At 69.6% G+C, this 14610-nt stretch carries 12 protein-coding genes; 4 read left to right on the top strand and 8 right to left on the bottom strand.

Going from position 1 to position 14610, the window contains the following annotated elements:
* Nucleotides 1-144: 144 nt before the first annotated feature.
* Nucleotides 145-1248 carry a glycoside hydrolase family protein gene (locus tag FHU34_RS13970; RefSeq protein WP_244311665.1) on the top strand — a complete coding sequence of 368 codons (1104 nt, stop codon included), beginning with the start codon at nt 145-147 and terminating at the stop codon, nt 1246-1248.
* A gap of 7 nt (nt 1249-1255) precedes the next feature.
* On the opposite strand, the gene FHU34_RS13965 is transcribed toward FHU34_RS13970, so the two are convergent.
* Together FHU34_RS13965 and FHU34_RS13960 are read right to left on the bottom strand one after the other, a co-directional pair.
* The gene (locus tag FHU34_RS13965; protein WP_145780487.1) at nt 1256-2140 is read right to left on the bottom strand and encodes an NAD-dependent epimerase/dehydratase family protein; all 885 of its coding nucleotides are present in this window, start codon (nt 2138-2140) and stop codon (nt 1256-1258) included.
* Between the two features lie 120 nt (nt 2141-2260).
* On the bottom strand, nt 2261-2635 hold the full coding sequence (locus FHU34_RS13960; protein ID WP_208744996.1) for a hypothetical protein: 375 nt from the start codon (nt 2633-2635) through the stop codon (nt 2261-2263).
* Nucleotides 2636-2920: 285 nt separating this feature from the next.
* Between FHU34_RS13960 and FHU34_RS13955 the strand changes: the two genes are divergently transcribed.
* A complete protein-coding gene (locus FHU34_RS13955; protein WP_145780485.1) occupies nt 2921-3340 on the top strand; it encodes a PPOX class F420-dependent oxidoreductase in 420 nt (139 codons plus the stop codon).
* A gap of 47 nt (nt 3341-3387) precedes the next feature.
* Here FHU34_RS13955 and FHU34_RS13950 read toward each other — a convergent pair whose 3' ends face one another.
* Nucleotides 3388-4272, bottom strand: a complete 885-nt coding sequence (locus FHU34_RS13950; protein ID WP_145780483.1) for a bile acid:sodium symporter family protein — start codon at nt 4270-4272, stop codon at nt 3388-3390.
* A 145-nt stretch (nt 4273-4417) separates the two neighbouring features.
* Between FHU34_RS13950 and FHU34_RS13945 the strand changes: the two genes are divergently transcribed.
* Nucleotides 4418-5743, top strand: coding sequence for a glycoside hydrolase family 18 protein (locus tag FHU34_RS13945; protein ID WP_145780481.1), 1326 nt, complete (start codon nt 4418-4420; stop codon nt 5741-5743).
* 65 nt (nt 5744-5808) lie between these two features.
* Here FHU34_RS13945 and FHU34_RS13940 read toward each other — a convergent pair whose 3' ends face one another.
* Nucleotides 5809-7707 carry a caspase family protein gene (locus tag FHU34_RS13940; protein ID WP_145780480.1) on the bottom strand — a complete coding sequence of 633 codons (1899 nt, stop codon included), beginning with the start codon at nt 7705-7707 and terminating at the stop codon, nt 5809-5811.
* Nucleotides 7704-8120, bottom strand: a complete 417-nt coding sequence (locus FHU34_RS13935; protein WP_145780478.1) for an effector-associated constant component EACC1 — start codon at nt 8118-8120, stop codon at nt 7704-7706. The genes FHU34_RS13940 and FHU34_RS13935 overlap by 4 nt, the downstream gene beginning before the upstream one ends.
* A gap of 168 nt (nt 8121-8288) precedes the next feature.
* Here FHU34_RS13935 and FHU34_RS13930 point away from each other — a divergent pair, with 168 nt between their 5' ends.
* Complete coding sequence (locus FHU34_RS13930) at nt 8289-11093, top strand: M14 family zinc carboxypeptidase (RefSeq protein ID WP_145780476.1); 2805 nt, start codon at nt 8289-8291, stop codon at nt 11091-11093.
* 169 nt (nt 11094-11262) lie between these two features.
* Here the strand turns inward: FHU34_RS13930 and FHU34_RS13925 are convergent, their stop codons facing one another.
* The 3 genes from FHU34_RS13925 to FHU34_RS32965 form a co-directional block, all read right to left on the bottom strand.
* Nucleotides 11263-12063 carry an SAM-dependent methyltransferase gene (locus FHU34_RS13925; protein WP_208744995.1) on the bottom strand — a complete coding sequence of 267 codons (801 nt, stop codon included), beginning with the start codon at nt 12061-12063 and terminating at the stop codon, nt 11263-11265.
* Nucleotides 12064-12188: 125 nt separating this feature from the next.
* Complete coding sequence (locus tag FHU34_RS13920; protein ID WP_145780475.1) at nt 12189-14252, bottom strand: cellulose binding domain-containing protein; 2064 nt, start codon at nt 14250-14252, stop codon at nt 12189-12191.
* 181 nt (nt 14253-14433) lie between these two features.
* Nucleotides 14434-14583 carry a hypothetical protein gene (locus FHU34_RS32965; RefSeq protein ID WP_167524821.1) on the bottom strand — a complete coding sequence of 50 codons (150 nt, stop codon included), beginning with the start codon at nt 14581-14583 and terminating at the stop codon, nt 14434-14436.
* Nucleotides 14584-14610 lie beyond the last annotated feature (27 nt).

The following is a 14610-nucleotide window of genomic DNA, read 5'->3' as shown; positions in this document are numbered from 1 at the left end:
CAAGCGGACCATCCGCTCGGTGCTCGCGCCGACGAAACCGTTATCCCCGTTCGGTCGGCAAGTCTCCTGAGGGGAGGAGTTGGTGGCGATCAACCACCACCTCCTCGCTTGTCAGCAGTGCGACCACGTGAAGGAGTGGAATCGATGCGCGCAACCGGCCAGGGTGAAGCGGACGCCGCGAGGGGCGGTCGAGGTGTCCACGCGGACCCCCGACGCGGGTTACTCGGCCGCCTCCCCACAGGTGCGCGACGTCTGCTGTGGCCGCTCGTCGTGGCAGCCGTCGTCGCCGTACTGGTCAGTGGTGTGATCGTCGTGCTGCAACCGACCGGGCCGACGCCCGCCCCGGCCGCGACGCAGGCGGTCGACGCGCCGCCGCCCACCGACCCGGAGCTCGGCACTCCCAGCGCGACCACACCCGCCCCCACGGCGAGCCCGACGACGGCGACCCCTTCGGCGACGCCGTCGGCGAAGCCGACGACCGGGCGTCCGGTCGCCCCGGCGGCGCCGACGGTGACCTCGAAGCGCAAGGGCGTCGGGGTGTGGACCTTCGACGGGGTCAACCAGGCGCTGGCGAACTCCGGCGCGAGTTGGTACTACACCTGGGACGTGGCGCACCAGGGCGTCACCAGCCCGAAGGGCGCCGAGTTCGTCCCGATGATCTGGGGGGCGAAGAGCGTCACCGCCACCAACCTTCAGCAGGCCAAGAAGAACGGCAAGTACCTGCTCGGGTTCAACGAGCCGGACCTGAAGGGGCAGGCCGAGATGACCGTGGAGCAGGCGCTGGACCTGTGGCCGCAGTTGCAGGCCACCGGTCTTCCGCTGGGCAGCCCGGCGGTGGCCTGGGGTGGTGACCGGCCCGGCGAGTGGCTCGACCGTTTCATGGCGGGCGCGAAGCAACGCGGCTACCGCGTCGACTTCATCGCCCTGCACTGGTACGGCGGCGACTTCACCACCGCCAACGCGGTCAACCAGCTCAAGTCGTACCTCCAGGCCGTGCACGACCGTTACCAGCTGCCGATCTGGCTCACCGAGTTCGCCCTGATCGACTTCTCCAACGGCGTCCGCTTCCCGACCCAGGCGCAGCAGGCCGCGTTCCTCACTGCGGCGACGAAGATGCTCGGTGGGCTGTCCTGGCTACAGCGGTACGCGTGGTTCGGCCTGCCCGCGACGGACAAGGACCAGACCGGGCTGTTCCGCACCGGCAGCGAGGCGACCGCCGTCGGTCGCGCCTACCAGGCGGCTCGCTGACCCCGACCTACACGTGGTCTCGCCAGGAGTGCCGCGGCTCGTAACCGAGCACCCGTCGCGCCTTGTCGATGCTGAGCAGGGTCTCGTGCTCGCCGAGGTCCTTCCGGATCTCGACACCCGGGTAGACCTCGGCCATCAGGCTTGCGCTGGACCTGCTCATCACGGTGTCGGCGTTGGCGATGACGAACACGTCGGCACCGGGCTGGTCGTGGGCGAGTGCCCGCTCGACCGCCTGCGCGCCGTCGCGGGCGTCGATGTAGCCCCACAGGTTCCACCGGCGCAGCTGAGGGTCGGCGTCGAACGAGGGGAACGGGGCGTAGTCCTCGACGTCCATCACGTTGGAGAAGCGCAGGCCCACCATGACCAGCTCCGGGTCCCAGCGGCAGAAGTGCCGGGCCATCTCCTCCTCAAGTGCCTTGTTCAGGGAGTACGTCGACTCGGGGCGCGGCGCGTACTCCTCGTCGACAGGCGCGTACGGCGGCGGGGTGTCGAACGGCAGCCCGAGCACCGTCTCGCTGGACGCCCAGACGACCCGCTTGATCCCGGCCGCCCGGGCGGCGGCGAACACGTTGTACGTGGCGGCCGAGTTGTTGGCGAACGTGGTTGCGTTCGACATCAGCCCGGGGGCCGGGACCGCCGCCAGGTGCACGACCGCGTCGACGCCACCCGCGTGTTCGTCGGCGCCCCCGGTGAACGCCTCCACCACCTGCCCGTAGTCGGTCAGGTCGACGAGCAGGAACTCGCCGTCCACGTCGCGGGGGTCGCGGCCACCGGCGCGGTCCACGGCCAGCACGTCGACGCCGACCGCGCGTAGGTGGGTGACGACGGCGCGGCCGAGCTTGCCGGTGGCGCCGGTGACGACGACACGCCTGGGCAGTGCGGAGTTGCTCATGACCACATCCTCTCCGGCGTCGAGCTGCGCCCTGAAGGCGGTACCGCCTCCTGCGCGACGATCCGTTCGAAACGCCCATCCGGCGTGCACGTCACCGAGCACGGGAGCGCCACAAACGGATCAGCTTCCTTCAGCGCGGTACCGCCTCTGGTTCCTCGTCGCCCGGTACGCCTCGACCGCCTTGCGGGAACTTCGCCAAATGCCGTCCGATCCCTGCACCGCGTCGAGACGCCCGCGCTGCGAAGCTTGTCGGAGCGCGGCAAGGCTGAACTCCGCTGTCACCAAGGCCGCGAGCGGCACAAGGCGCGCTGGACCGGCGACGTTCGGCACGATGAAGCGGTTCAGGTTGTCGTACATCGCACGAGCAACCAACTCTCCCAGCGCACCGTAATCTCCGGCGTCCGCCTTCTGCAGCGCGGCAAGGTAGGCGTCACGCTGGCGCTTGAAGATGATCACGGGCGGGTAGCCGAGGCGGACGAGGACCACGTTGACCACCGAGGCGCTGGTTCAACTCGCCCAACGCCTGATCGAGACGCAGGTAGACGGTGGCACGTCTTGGCCGACCTCACAGGCTGTCGCTAGCGAATTGAACTTATCAAGTTGTACGTTTCCGGCGGCCGGAGGCGCGCGGTGAGGGTGCGTTCCGTCCACCCGCACTACCGCCAGGTCCACAGCCCCGGACGCCCCAGCCGTCACCGCCACACGGGTACGAACTGGAAGCGAGCAGGTAATCGGCTGCGTAACGTGCAGGGGTACACGTTCACGCCATAAGGAGACTTCATGTCCAAGCCACCGCTTCCCGAGGCCGCGGTCGAGATGCTGCGCAAGCCGAACCCGGCCGTCATGACCACGCTTCGCAATGGTGGTCAGCCGGTCTCCGCCGCCACCTGGTACCTGTGGGAGGACGGCCGGATCCTGGTGAACATGGACGAGAGCCGTCGTCGGTTGGAGCACGTCCGCAACGATCCCCGGGTCTCCCTCACCGTCCTCGACGAGGCCGGCTGGTACACCCACGTCAGCATCATCGGGCACGTCGCCGAGCTGCGCGCCGACGAGGACTTCGCGGACATCGACCGGTTGGCCGAGCACTACACCGGCAACGCGTACCCGCGGCGTGATCGTGGCCGGGTCAGTGCCCTGATCGAGATCGACCGCTGGCACGGCTGGGGCTCGCTCAAGGACAACGACCAGGTCGGCTGAGTGGCTGGCCCGGTTCGCCGAGGGCGACCGGGCCAGCACCACCTCCGTCAGGGCGTCGACGTCGCGGCGGACCGGGTGCGGACGCGGGTCACCAGGTAGCCGAAGGCCGCCGCGGTGAAGAACATGACGATGCCGTAGACGGCTCCGGGGATCGCCATCTGGGTGCTGTCGAGCAGCGCCGGGCTGAGCGCGATCGTGATGGCCAGGGTGCTGTTGTGGATGCCGATCTCGAATCCGGCGGCCGTCGCGGCGCTCCGGTCGACTCCGGCGAGTCGTGGCACCCCGTACCCGATGGCGAGACTCAGCAGGTTGAACGCGAGCACCGCCAGGCCCACCGCGACGAAGTAGTCGGCGATGTTCTCCCGTTCGCCGAGCACCGCCCCGGCGATGACGGCGACGAGCACCACGACGGAGAGGATCCGGACCGGGCGGTTCAGGCGCTCGGCGACGTGTGGCAGCCGGGCGCGGATCAGCATGCCGATCGCGACCGGGACGAGCACGATGGCGAAGACCTGCACCACCTTGTCGAACTGCAGCCCGAGGCTCCGGCCGTCGGGCAGGAAGTACGCCGCCGACAGGTTGACCAGGATCGGCAGTGTGAACACGGCGAGCACCGAGTTGATGGCGGTGAGGGTGATGTTCAGGGCCACGTGCCCACCGAACAGGTGGCTGTAGAGGTTGGCTGTCGTGCCGCCGGGCGAGGCGGCCAGCAGCATCATGCCGACGGCCAGCTCCGGTGCCAGGTCGAACGCGAGGACGAGGCAGAAGCAGATCGCCGGCAGCACCAGCACCTGACACACCAGGGCGATGACGGCGGCTCGCGGGTGCTGGGCCACCCGGCGGAAGTCCGCGATGGTCAGTCCGAGACCCAGACCGAGCATGATGACGCCGAGGGCGATGGGCAGTCCGATCAAAGTCAAGGCGGAGTCCATGGCACAACATCGTTACCACCGGGTAACGCCGTCACAATCCCCCATGTGGCTGGACGGCTCTTGACCGTGGACGGTGACCGGCTTAACTTCATCAATCAGATAAGTGTCTTTACTATTCTGCTTGACACCTCGTAGGAGTGTGCCGATGCGACCATTCCGCCACCGCCGTCTCACCGCCGTCGTCACCCTGGCGGCCCTGCTGATCACGGCAGCCCCGCCCACCGCTGCGAGCGCGGGCGACAACAAGCAGCACCGCGCCGGCTACCACCGGGTCGGCTACTTCACCCAGTGGGGCATCTACGGCCGGGCGTTCCCGGTGAAGAAGCTCGACACCTCCGGGGCGGCGAGCCGCCTCACCCACATCAACTACGCCTTCGGCAATGTCAGCGAGGACGGCCGCTGCTACGTGGACGGTGGGCCCGGCGAGGGCGACGCCTGGGCCGACTACCAGCGACCGGTCCCCGCCGAGGAGAGCGTGGACGGCGTCGCCGACGCACCGGGGCAGGCGCTCAACGGCAACTTCAACCAGCTCGCCAAGCTCAAGGCCAAGCACCCCAAGCTCCAGGTGCTGATCTCGCTGGGCGGCTGGAGCTGGTCGACGTACTTCTCGAACGCCGCCCGCACCGACGCCTCCCGCAAGGCGTTCGTCGCGTCCTGCATCGACCTCTACCTCAAGGGCAACCTTCCCGGCAGCCCGGGCGCCGGGGCCGGTGTCTTCGACGGCATCGACCTCGACTGGGAGTGGCCCAACTGGGACGGTGAGCCGGGCAACGTGATCCGCCCGGAGGACCGGGAGAACTTCACCAAGCTGCTCGCCGAGTTCCGCCGGCAACTCGACGCCCACGGGCGCAAGACCCGCACCCATCACCCGCTGACCGCCTTCCTGCCGGCCAACCCGGCGACGATGGACGCCGGCTACGAGGGCCGCAAGATCTTCAAGTACCTGGACTTCGCCACCGTGCAGGGGTACGACTTCCACGGCGGCTGGGACGCGAAGGCCAACCAGCAGTCCGCGCTGCGCGTGCCGGCCGGCGCGCCGGACGACCCGGACTTCTCCGTCGAGGTCGCCGTCGACGGGTGGATCGCCCGTGGCGCGCCCCGCGACAAGCTGGTGCTCGGCATCCCGTACTACGGTCGCGGCTGGACCGGCATCACCGGCGGCGGCAACGGTCTCTTCCAGCCGGCCACCGGGCCCGCGCCAGCCACCTTCGAGGCCGGCAACGAGGACTACAAGAAGCTCAAGACCCTGGCCGGTAACGGGTTCACCGTGCACCGCGACCTCCGCGCCGGGCACGCCTGGTTGTTCGACGGTACGACCCTGTGGACGTACGACGACCCGGCTGTCGTGTTGCAGAAGACGCTCTACATCCGCCGGGCAGGCCTGGGTGGCGCGATGGTCTGGTCGCTCGACGGCGACGACGACAACGCCACGCTGACCAGGACGATCGACCTCGGCCTGACCACCTGGTAGCCGTACTGCCCTCGACCCGGCCCGTCGTCGACCGATTGTCCGGTCGGCGGCGGGCCGGTTTCACCTCACTGGGTGCTCCAACGGTCGCTGTACCGCAGAGCAGGCTTCCCGTCCGGTCGCGTGGGTAGCCAATCCTCGTCCCGGCTGGGCGGGGTGACCCCGTGCAGCGTGGCACCCGCGAAGTGCGAGAGGGCGTGCAGGATCTCCGCCCGGCTGTGCGGGAAGTGCCGGAGGTCGGCCACTGGAAAGCCACCCAGTTGGGTGGAGTAGGTGAACTCGCGCGGCTTCTCCACCTCGGGATAGTCCCGTTTGAAGGCGATGACGAGGATGTTGCCGGCGACGAAGATCCGGTCCAGGTGGTGCCAGGCGATGAACCTGTTGTGTGTTCTGGTCTGGATGCCGATGCCCTGCTTGGAGAGGGAGACGACGAGCGGGCGTCTCGCCAGAGCGAAGTGGCCGGTCACCACGTCCTCGAGTTGGGTGACGACCAGAAAGCCGATCACGAGGATCCCGGTCACCGTCCACAACAGCCCGAGGGAGTGGCTCTCGAGCAGTTGCCACCACAGGGTTCCCTCCTCCGCCGGACCCCGGGTTGCGTACAGGAGAACGCCGACCGTGGTGGCGACCGCGACCGGGGTACGCCACCACATATTCACCCGACGGCCCCCGAGCCACCATGCGAACCAGGCGAGTAGGCAGGCGATGAACGGAACGGCGATGATCATGTCGTCACCGAAAACGGGCGTCAGAACCCAGATGATCACCGTCACGAGCAGGATCACGACGACCACACCCCAGGTGGCGATGGCCAGTCCCCACTTGATCCGTGCAACTCCCGGGAACCCATCCCGCACGTCGCCCGCAGCGGTGGCCGCCAACGCGGTGACGATGGCCGCAGCACCCAGTTCCAAGAACGTGAGCATCAGGTCACCGTCGACCCACCCGACCTGGTCCGGCACGGTCTCCCTCGAGATGAACCATCCCAGCAGCAGGACGAGGAACACGGCTTCGACGCCGGCGGCCTGCGCGAGCCGTCGCCAATGTGCCCTCAGCAGTTCGCGGTGCAACGGGTGAAACAGCCGCTGCGGTCGGCTGAGTGTGTCGATCACCGGCCGGGCTTCGGCCGAGGTGGGCAGGCCGACCGCTGGCGTGGCGACGGGCGGTTCGTTCGCTGGCTGATCCTCGGCCACCGGCGCGGCCGCAGCTGCGGGGGCGGGACGCAACACCAGGTCGGCCGCGAGGTCGGTGTTGCGTTGACGCGGACGGGGTAGGCCCTGGCTGGGCAGGGTCACCGCCAGGTGCCGGTACGCGGCGCTCAGGGTGAGGTCTTCCCCGTCGGGATGGCCGTCGCGCACCGGGGGCCCGTGGCGCAACAGGCTGAGCAGCTCGCCGGTGAACGCCGTGTGTTCCGCGCCGACCGGGGCGATGGCGGCGACGTTGTCGGAGGTAGCGGTCAGGGTGAACGTCCCCTGGATCTCGCTACGGTCGGCCAACCCGTTCTCGACGTCGGCGGCGGACATGGTGTTGAGCGCGCGGCCCGCGAAGCAGCAGTCGAGGATCAACACCCGGGTACGTGCGGGGCTGTCCCGCATCGCGTCCCGGATCCAGCTGAACGGGATGGCCGTGTACTTCAGCCAGTCCGGTCGGGGGTTCGTGCCCGACAGCGCGAGGAACAACTCCCCGTTGTCGTCCAGGAGCCCATGGCCGGCGTAGTAGACCAGCAACAGGTCCTCGGCCTCGCCACAGCGCTCGGCGATGGTCACACCCGCCTCGCCAGGATGCGCAAGGTCGAGGAGTTGCGTGCACCGTTCCACGGCGACCAGATCGACGGGCCCGGTGGTCACCAACCGGGCCATCTCGGTGACGTTCGCCCGCACCGCGGGTAGGTCTTCAAGTGCCTGTTGGCTGTGCGTGGCAGTGCCGATCAGCAGCGCGGTCGACCTGGTCGGGTCGGGGCGGCTCACCTGTCGTTCGTCTCGGCAGACGGTTCGTGCTCGGCCAGCGCGCGTACGGCAGCCTCGATGAGGGCGGTGACCTGGTCCATGTCGCGGGCCCGGCGGACGTCCAACTCGGCGGACGACCCGCCCGGAAGGGTCAGCTTCACCGTCACGTCCTCGCGGCGGTGGGTCAACCAGCCGGCAATGGCCTGCACCAGCACCATGACCGCGCCGCCACTCCCGACCGCCACCAGCAGCACGTCCGTCGCGCCCCCCGACATCTCGTCGGACGGCGGCGTCACGTCGGCGGCGGGGGCTGCATTCACCTGCCCGCGGAGCCGGTCCTCGGCGCGCAGCCAGGAGGCAAGGGAGCGCCGAGCATCGGCAGAGGGCAGATCCGGATAGACCGAGAGCGTGATGGTCTCCTGAGACGCGGGCACCGTCTTCTCCTTCCGGCGAAGGCAAACCCCACTCCCTCATCCTGCCAGGCGATGTCGCCTTCGGCAGCCCCACGGACTCACGGAAGTCGATCAGGCCTTGACCGTCGTGTCGGCCGGTTCATAGGCTCCGGCCACTGCGAGGCTCTTCCCCAGAAGGGAACCCGAGACATGCCCTCATCGTCGCGTCCGTTCTGGACGGTCCCTCCGAAACGGCTGGCGGGTGCGGCCACCGTCGCGCTCCTGCTCGGCATGACTCCCCTGTTCAGCGGCACGTCGACAGCGAGCGCCGCACCGCCGTCGCGGTGCAGCAGCGACCCGACCTCACGCCTGGGCACCGTGCCGAGCCCGGAGGCGGTGCTCGGCTTCCCCCTCGGCGTGGGGCAGGAGCGGGTCGTCACCAACGACGAGGTCCGGACGTACCTCGGGGCCGTCGACAGCGCCTCCAACCGGGTCGTCACCGGGGTGATGGCCACCAGCGTCCTCGGCCAGCCGCTGCCGTACGCGGTGGTGTCCAACGAGCGCAACGTGCGGCCCGCCGCGCTACGGAAGATCGCCGACGACGTACGGGACCTGCGCGACCCGCGCCGGACCAACGCGCGGACGGCCGCCCGTACGGCGAAGGACAGCCCGGCCATCGTCTGGGTCACCGCCAACGTGCACGGTGGTGAGAAGAGCGGCACCGACGCGGCGCTCAAGACGCTGTACGAGTTGGCGGCGGGCCTGTCCTGCGAGGTCGCCCGGCGCAACGACAACCTGGTCACCATCATCGTCCCCACCCAGAACCCGGACGGCCGCGATGCGACGCGGCGACAGAACGAGTTCGGCTTCGACATGAACCGGGACTGGTTCGCCCGCACCCAGCAGGAGACCGACGGCAAGCTCGAACTGCTGCGCCGCTACCCGCCGCAGGTGTTCGTCGACGCGCACGAGATGGGCGGCCGGCAATACTTCTTCCCACCCAACGCCGACCCGATCCACCACGAGATCGCCGGCGAGGCGGTGGACTGGATCAACCGGATCGGCGAGGCCAACAAGGCCGGCTTCGGCTTCAACGGCGCCTGCGACGACACCGTGACCACCGAGTGCTACTTCAACTACGACACGTACGACATGTTCTTCATGGGGTACGGCGACACCGTGCCGACCACCGGCTTCGGCGCGGCCGGCATGACGTACGAGAAGGGCAGCGCCTCCACGGTGGCCGACCGCGTGCAGCAGCAGTTCCACACCCAGTGGTCGACGCTGGGCTGGGCCGCCGCCAACAAGCGCGAGGTGCTGGACGGGTACTACGACATCTGGACCGACGCGCTCGCCCAGGGCCGGGCGGGCACGTTGGAGCCGAACGAGGTGGTGCAGCCCACCAACGAGGTCCAGTTCCCGGTGCCGGACATCACGATCCGCTCGTACTTCCTGCTGCCCGACCGGCAGCTCGCCGACGTCCGCCAGCTCGTCGAGCGGCTTCGCAGGATGGACGTCGAGGTGTACGAGCTGCGCAAACCAACCCGCGTGTCCACCGCGCGGGTCTTTGGTGGGCGCACCGCCACGAACGTGACGGTGCCCAAGGGTGCGTACTGGATCCCGATGGACCAGCCGCAGAAGCACTGGATCCAGGCCGTCATGGGCGAGGACCCGTACGTGCCGTTCCCGTACTTCTACGACGTGTCGTCCTGGAGCAACCCGCTGCTGATGGGTGTCTCGGCCCTCTACACGGGCGACACCGTGAAGCCGAACGCCGAGCTGGTCCGGAAGGTCACCGGTGGTCGCACTGGCGCGGCTTGGCCGTGGGGCTCGTACACGTACCCGATGGACTCGGCTGCCGCCGCCGAGTTCACCTTCACCCTTCTCGGCCGCGGTGTCCCGCTGGTCCGTGACCTCGGCAGCAGTCGGGTCGCCATCCCGGCGACCACTGTGAGCCGTACCGTCGACGAGCTGGCCAGGTCGCTCGGGGTGACGCTCACGCCGGGCGGTCGGCCGACCGGCACCCGCCTCGACCTGCCCGACGTCGGGCTCTTCCAGGGCACCGGCATCTCCACCACGTCGGGCTCCCACGGCGAGGCGCGCTATGTGCTCGGCAAGCGGTGGGGGCTGGACCTGAAGCCGGTCACCACCGCCGACATCAACGACAACACCGCCGCGTTCACCGGGCGTACCGTGTTGTTGGTGCCGGACGGCAGCAACCCGACCGGCGGTCTGACCGCTACCGGCCAGGCCAACCTGCGCGAGTGGATCGCCCAGGGCCACACCTACGTCGGGCTGCGCAACGAGGGCACCCGGTTGGCCCGCGCCGCCGGGCTCACCTCGACCACCGAGAAGACCAAGCCCGCCGACTACCTGGTGATCGGCTCGCACCTGCGGGTCGACGTGGACACCTCCAGCCCGGTGGCGTCGGGTCGCCCGGCGGAGGACTTCGAGTTCAACAACAGCGACCCGATCCTCAACCCGAGCACCACCGGGACGAACGTGCTCACCTACCCGACGGGTGACACGTTCTGGGCCAACGGCTACACCGTCGGCGCGGACATCCTCAAGGGCACGGCAGCGGTGGTGGACGAGCCGACCGGGGCTGGTCGGGCGGTGCTGTTCGCGTTCAATCCGCTCTTCCGGGCGTACAACGAGAATGGTCTGCACCTGGTGGCCAACGCGCTGCTCTACCCGGCTGGCGCGACGCCGGACGCCCGGCGCGCGGCCGGCGTCGACGCGGCGCGCGCCAGCGCCGCCGCCGCGCCGGTGACGCCGGACCTGGGCGGCGGCTGGCGGCCGATCACCATCGAGGTCGCCGCCGGCGACCTGCCACGCACGCAGGCCGTCGTCGAACGCTTCACCACCGACGCGAAGGCCTCCGCGAAGGACGGTTCGGCGTACGTCGTGATCCCGAACCCGCAGGGACTCCAGGCCGATGAACACCCGTTCGCGAAGGATCTGGTACGCGCGCTGCGCGACGCGCGGGTGCCGCTGCGGTCGGTGGTGGGCTGACCCAGCCCTCTGCACAACGAAGCGCCCGTCCCCAGGTGTGGGGGCGGGCGCTTCCGTTTTCTGCCTGCTACGACCGCCGGGGAACCTCGGCGTGGACGGCTGACGGTCACCGACGGGCGGGCACCGGATGTGCCAGCGCCCGCCCGTCGCCCGAGCGGATCAGGCCGGCCTACGGTTTGCGGGCGACGCCGCTGTAGCCGGTGCGGGCGACCTGCGGGTCTGCGGTGGCCGGCGGCTCGGTGTGCGGCCACATGTTGACCAGCCCCGGCGGTTCGAGGACGAAGTCGCCGAAGAAGCGGGAGATGTCCGCGTGGCTCCGCGGCACGAACGGGCTGTTCGCGCGCGCGTAGATCGCCGAGATGCGGGCCATCAGGTCGGGGTGCACGTCGGTGCCGGCGTGCGACAGTGCCAGGTAGCTGCCGGGGGCGAGCGCGTCGCGGTAGGTGGCCACGATCCGCTGTGGATCCTGCTCGTCGGGCACCAGGTGCAGCACGAACATCATCAGCACCGCTACCGGGCTACCGACGTCGATCGCATCGCCGATCGCCGGGTGGCCGAGGACCTGCTGCGGGTCGGTCAGGTCGGCCTGGACCACCGACACCGTCTTCGAGTCGGCGAGCAGAGCGCGGCCGTGGGTGCAGACCACCGGGTCGTTGTCGACGTAGACGACCCGCACGTCCGGATCGATGCGGTGCGCGATCTCGTGGACGTTGTCCTGGGTCGGCAGCCCGGACCCGAGGTCCAGGATCTGCCGGATGCCCTTCTCCTCGACGAGGTGTCGGACCGTCCGGGAGATCAGCTCGCGGCCCTGTCGGGCAGCCTCGGGCATCCATGGCGCCACCTGCAACACCATCTCGGCTGCCGCCCGGTCGGCGGCGAAGTTGTCCTTGCCGCCGAGGTAGTAGTCGAACATCCTCGCCGCGTTCGGCCTGTCCGGTTGCAGGCCGGTCTCGGGTTGTGACTGCGTCACGATCGACCACCTCTCCCCCGTCCGGTCCCGCAGCATAACGTTCACCATGATCGATCACCGGCCCCACAGCTCGGGTGCGCCGGCTGGCGCGGTCAACGCGCCGGCCGGTGCGCCCGACGGTCGCGTCAGCCGGTGGCGCACACCGTGCCGTTGAGAGTGAACGCCGTGGGCAGCACGTTCGGCCCGCCGTACGCGCCGACGAAGCCGGCACTCACGCTGCCGCCGGCGGCGATCTGCCGGTTGTCGTCGGTGGGCGTGACCCGCACGGCGGTGCCGACCTGTTCCCAGGTGGCGCTCCACCCGCTACTCACCTGCTGCCATTCGGTGGGCCAGGTCCAGGTGAGCGTCCACCCGTTGACCGGGCTGGTGCCGTTGTTGACGATCTCGATGCCGCCGATGTAGCCGTTGCCCCAGTCGTTGGCGGTGGTGAAGCGGACGGTGCACGCGCTGGTGGTCGGGCTACCGGTGGTGAAGGTCAGCGGTGGCGAGGCCCAGGACACCCGGCCGGCGGTGTCCCGGGCCAGCACGTTGACTGTGTACCTGCTGCCCGGCACCAGGTTGCCGACGGTGAACGAGGTGGTCGGCGTCTCGCCGAGCTGCTCGCTGGCCCCGCCGTTCTGCCGGTACACCTCGTACTTGGCGATCGGACTGCGGCCCGGGGTGGCCGCCGGCCAGGAGATCGTCGCGGCACGGTCGGTGACACCACTGGCTGTCGGCTGGCCCGGGGCCGAGGGCCGCCCGGCGGTCGCGCCAGCCGGTCGCAACACGAGCGTCGTCAACGAGTACGCCGGCAGCGTCCGGCTGGTGGCGGAGCCGTTCTGGCTGGTGGCGATGCCGGTCGCGCCGTTGGTGAGGGTCGACACCGTCGGGGCGGCGGCGGACGGGGTGAACCCGGCATAGTCGATGGTGACCGGGTGGGCGTTGTCCGGGTCCTTGTTGAGCAGCAGCAGTGCGAGGTCACCGTTGCCCCGACGGACGGCGTGGGCGGTCACCAGCGGCTCGTCGGAGCCGGCGCGGACGAACTGGTCACCGGTCTTCGCGAAGAGCTTCATCATGGTCAGCCCGTGGTACGGCGCGAACGGTGTGTTCAGTGGCGGTTGGCAGACCGAGCCGTCCTCGGTGCAGGCGCCGCTGGAGAGCATGCCGAAGTCGCCGTAGTCGGTCTGGCCGGCCACCTGCGTCACGGTGCCCATGCCGTTGTGCACGTTCCACCAGTGGGCGGTGAAGATGCCGTTCGCCAGGAGCGCGCTGTACGCGTCGGCCAGGAAGAGCGCGGCGGGCTGTGTGGTCCGTCCGGCGTCGACGTTCAGCTCGGTGAAGCTGATGCCGATGCGGTCGGCGTTCGGGCCCGCGTACCGGGTGAGGTGCTGTCGCAGCAGGTAGGTCGCGTCGGGCAGGTGGTTGGTGCGGGCCAGCGATTCGGCGGCAGAGCCACCCGGGTACCAGTGCACGTCCACGAAGTCGATCTTCGGACCGGCGATGGAGAGCACTGTCTGGTTCCACGGGCCCGGGTCACTGCCGGCGGTGATGCCGTCCGGCCAGTTGCCCGGCATCGTCAGCACCGCGCCGACCTTGATACTCGGGTCGACCGCCTTCATCGCGTCGGCGTACTCGACGACCAGCCTTGCGTACTGTGTCGCGCTCTTGTCCGGGTGGTCGTCCGCCTCCCAGGCGGACCCGTAGTGACCGTTGCCGTAGTTCTCGTTGCCGATCGTCCAGTACCGCGCGCCGTAGCGCTTGGTGACGTTCGCATACCGTACCCAGTCGGCGGCCTCGGCGGGCGTGCCGGTGCCGTAGTTCGCGATGATCATCGGCTGCGCGCCGACCCGCCGGACGGCCGCCATGAAGGTGTCGAAGTCGGTTCCCGGTGCGACGTAGCCGCCGGGCGCGGTGTGGTCCTTCCAGTGGTAGATGTCGGCGTACGAGCCGCCCGGGTAGCGCATCATCTGCACACCCGCGTCGCGGAGCAGGTCCGACGTCTCGGCGGTGCCGAGGTTCTGGTCCCAGATGGCGTGGTTGACGCCCAGCGCGGTGGCGGGCACGGTGGCCATGCCCGCGCGGGCGTCGACGGTGACGGCGACCGGGTCGGGCGCCGCGCTGGCGGTCGGGGCGTCGATGCCGGACAGCGCGGTCGCGGCGAGCAGCAGGCTCGCCAGGAGGGACGCGCGCCTCTTCTTCTGGATGCGCATGGGCTCGGTTCCTTCAGGGGAAGGGGTGGACGACGGACCTCGGTGGTCCGTCGCTCGTGTCACCCGTCCCCCCGGATCCGTACCGGATCCCGGTTGCCCATCGGACGGACATCAGCCCCGCGCGCACAGCTTTTCATCGACGCACAAGAATGTCATGGGCGTATCGCGAATCTCAAGGGCGTCACCGCTCCTTGTCCTCGCCGCGGCCGCTGCGACGCCTGCCGACGGCTGCGGCGGCCAGCAGGGTGACGACCGCGGCGGCCAACTGGAGGACGGCGCCCAGCAGGTCGACCAGGCTGGAGATGGCGTTGACGTCTGGCGCAAGGTCCATGAACGGCCTCCGGGTTAGTGCCCACCG

Origin of the sequence: Micromonospora taraxaci (assembly GCF_007830095.1) — a bacterium.
In the GTDB taxonomy this organism is placed as follows: Bacteria; Actinomycetota; Actinomycetes; order Mycobacteriales; family Micromonosporaceae; genus Micromonospora; species Micromonospora taraxaci.
The sequence above is the reverse complement of the archived record's forward strand: the minus strand, read 5'-3'. Positions and strand labels throughout refer to the sequence as shown.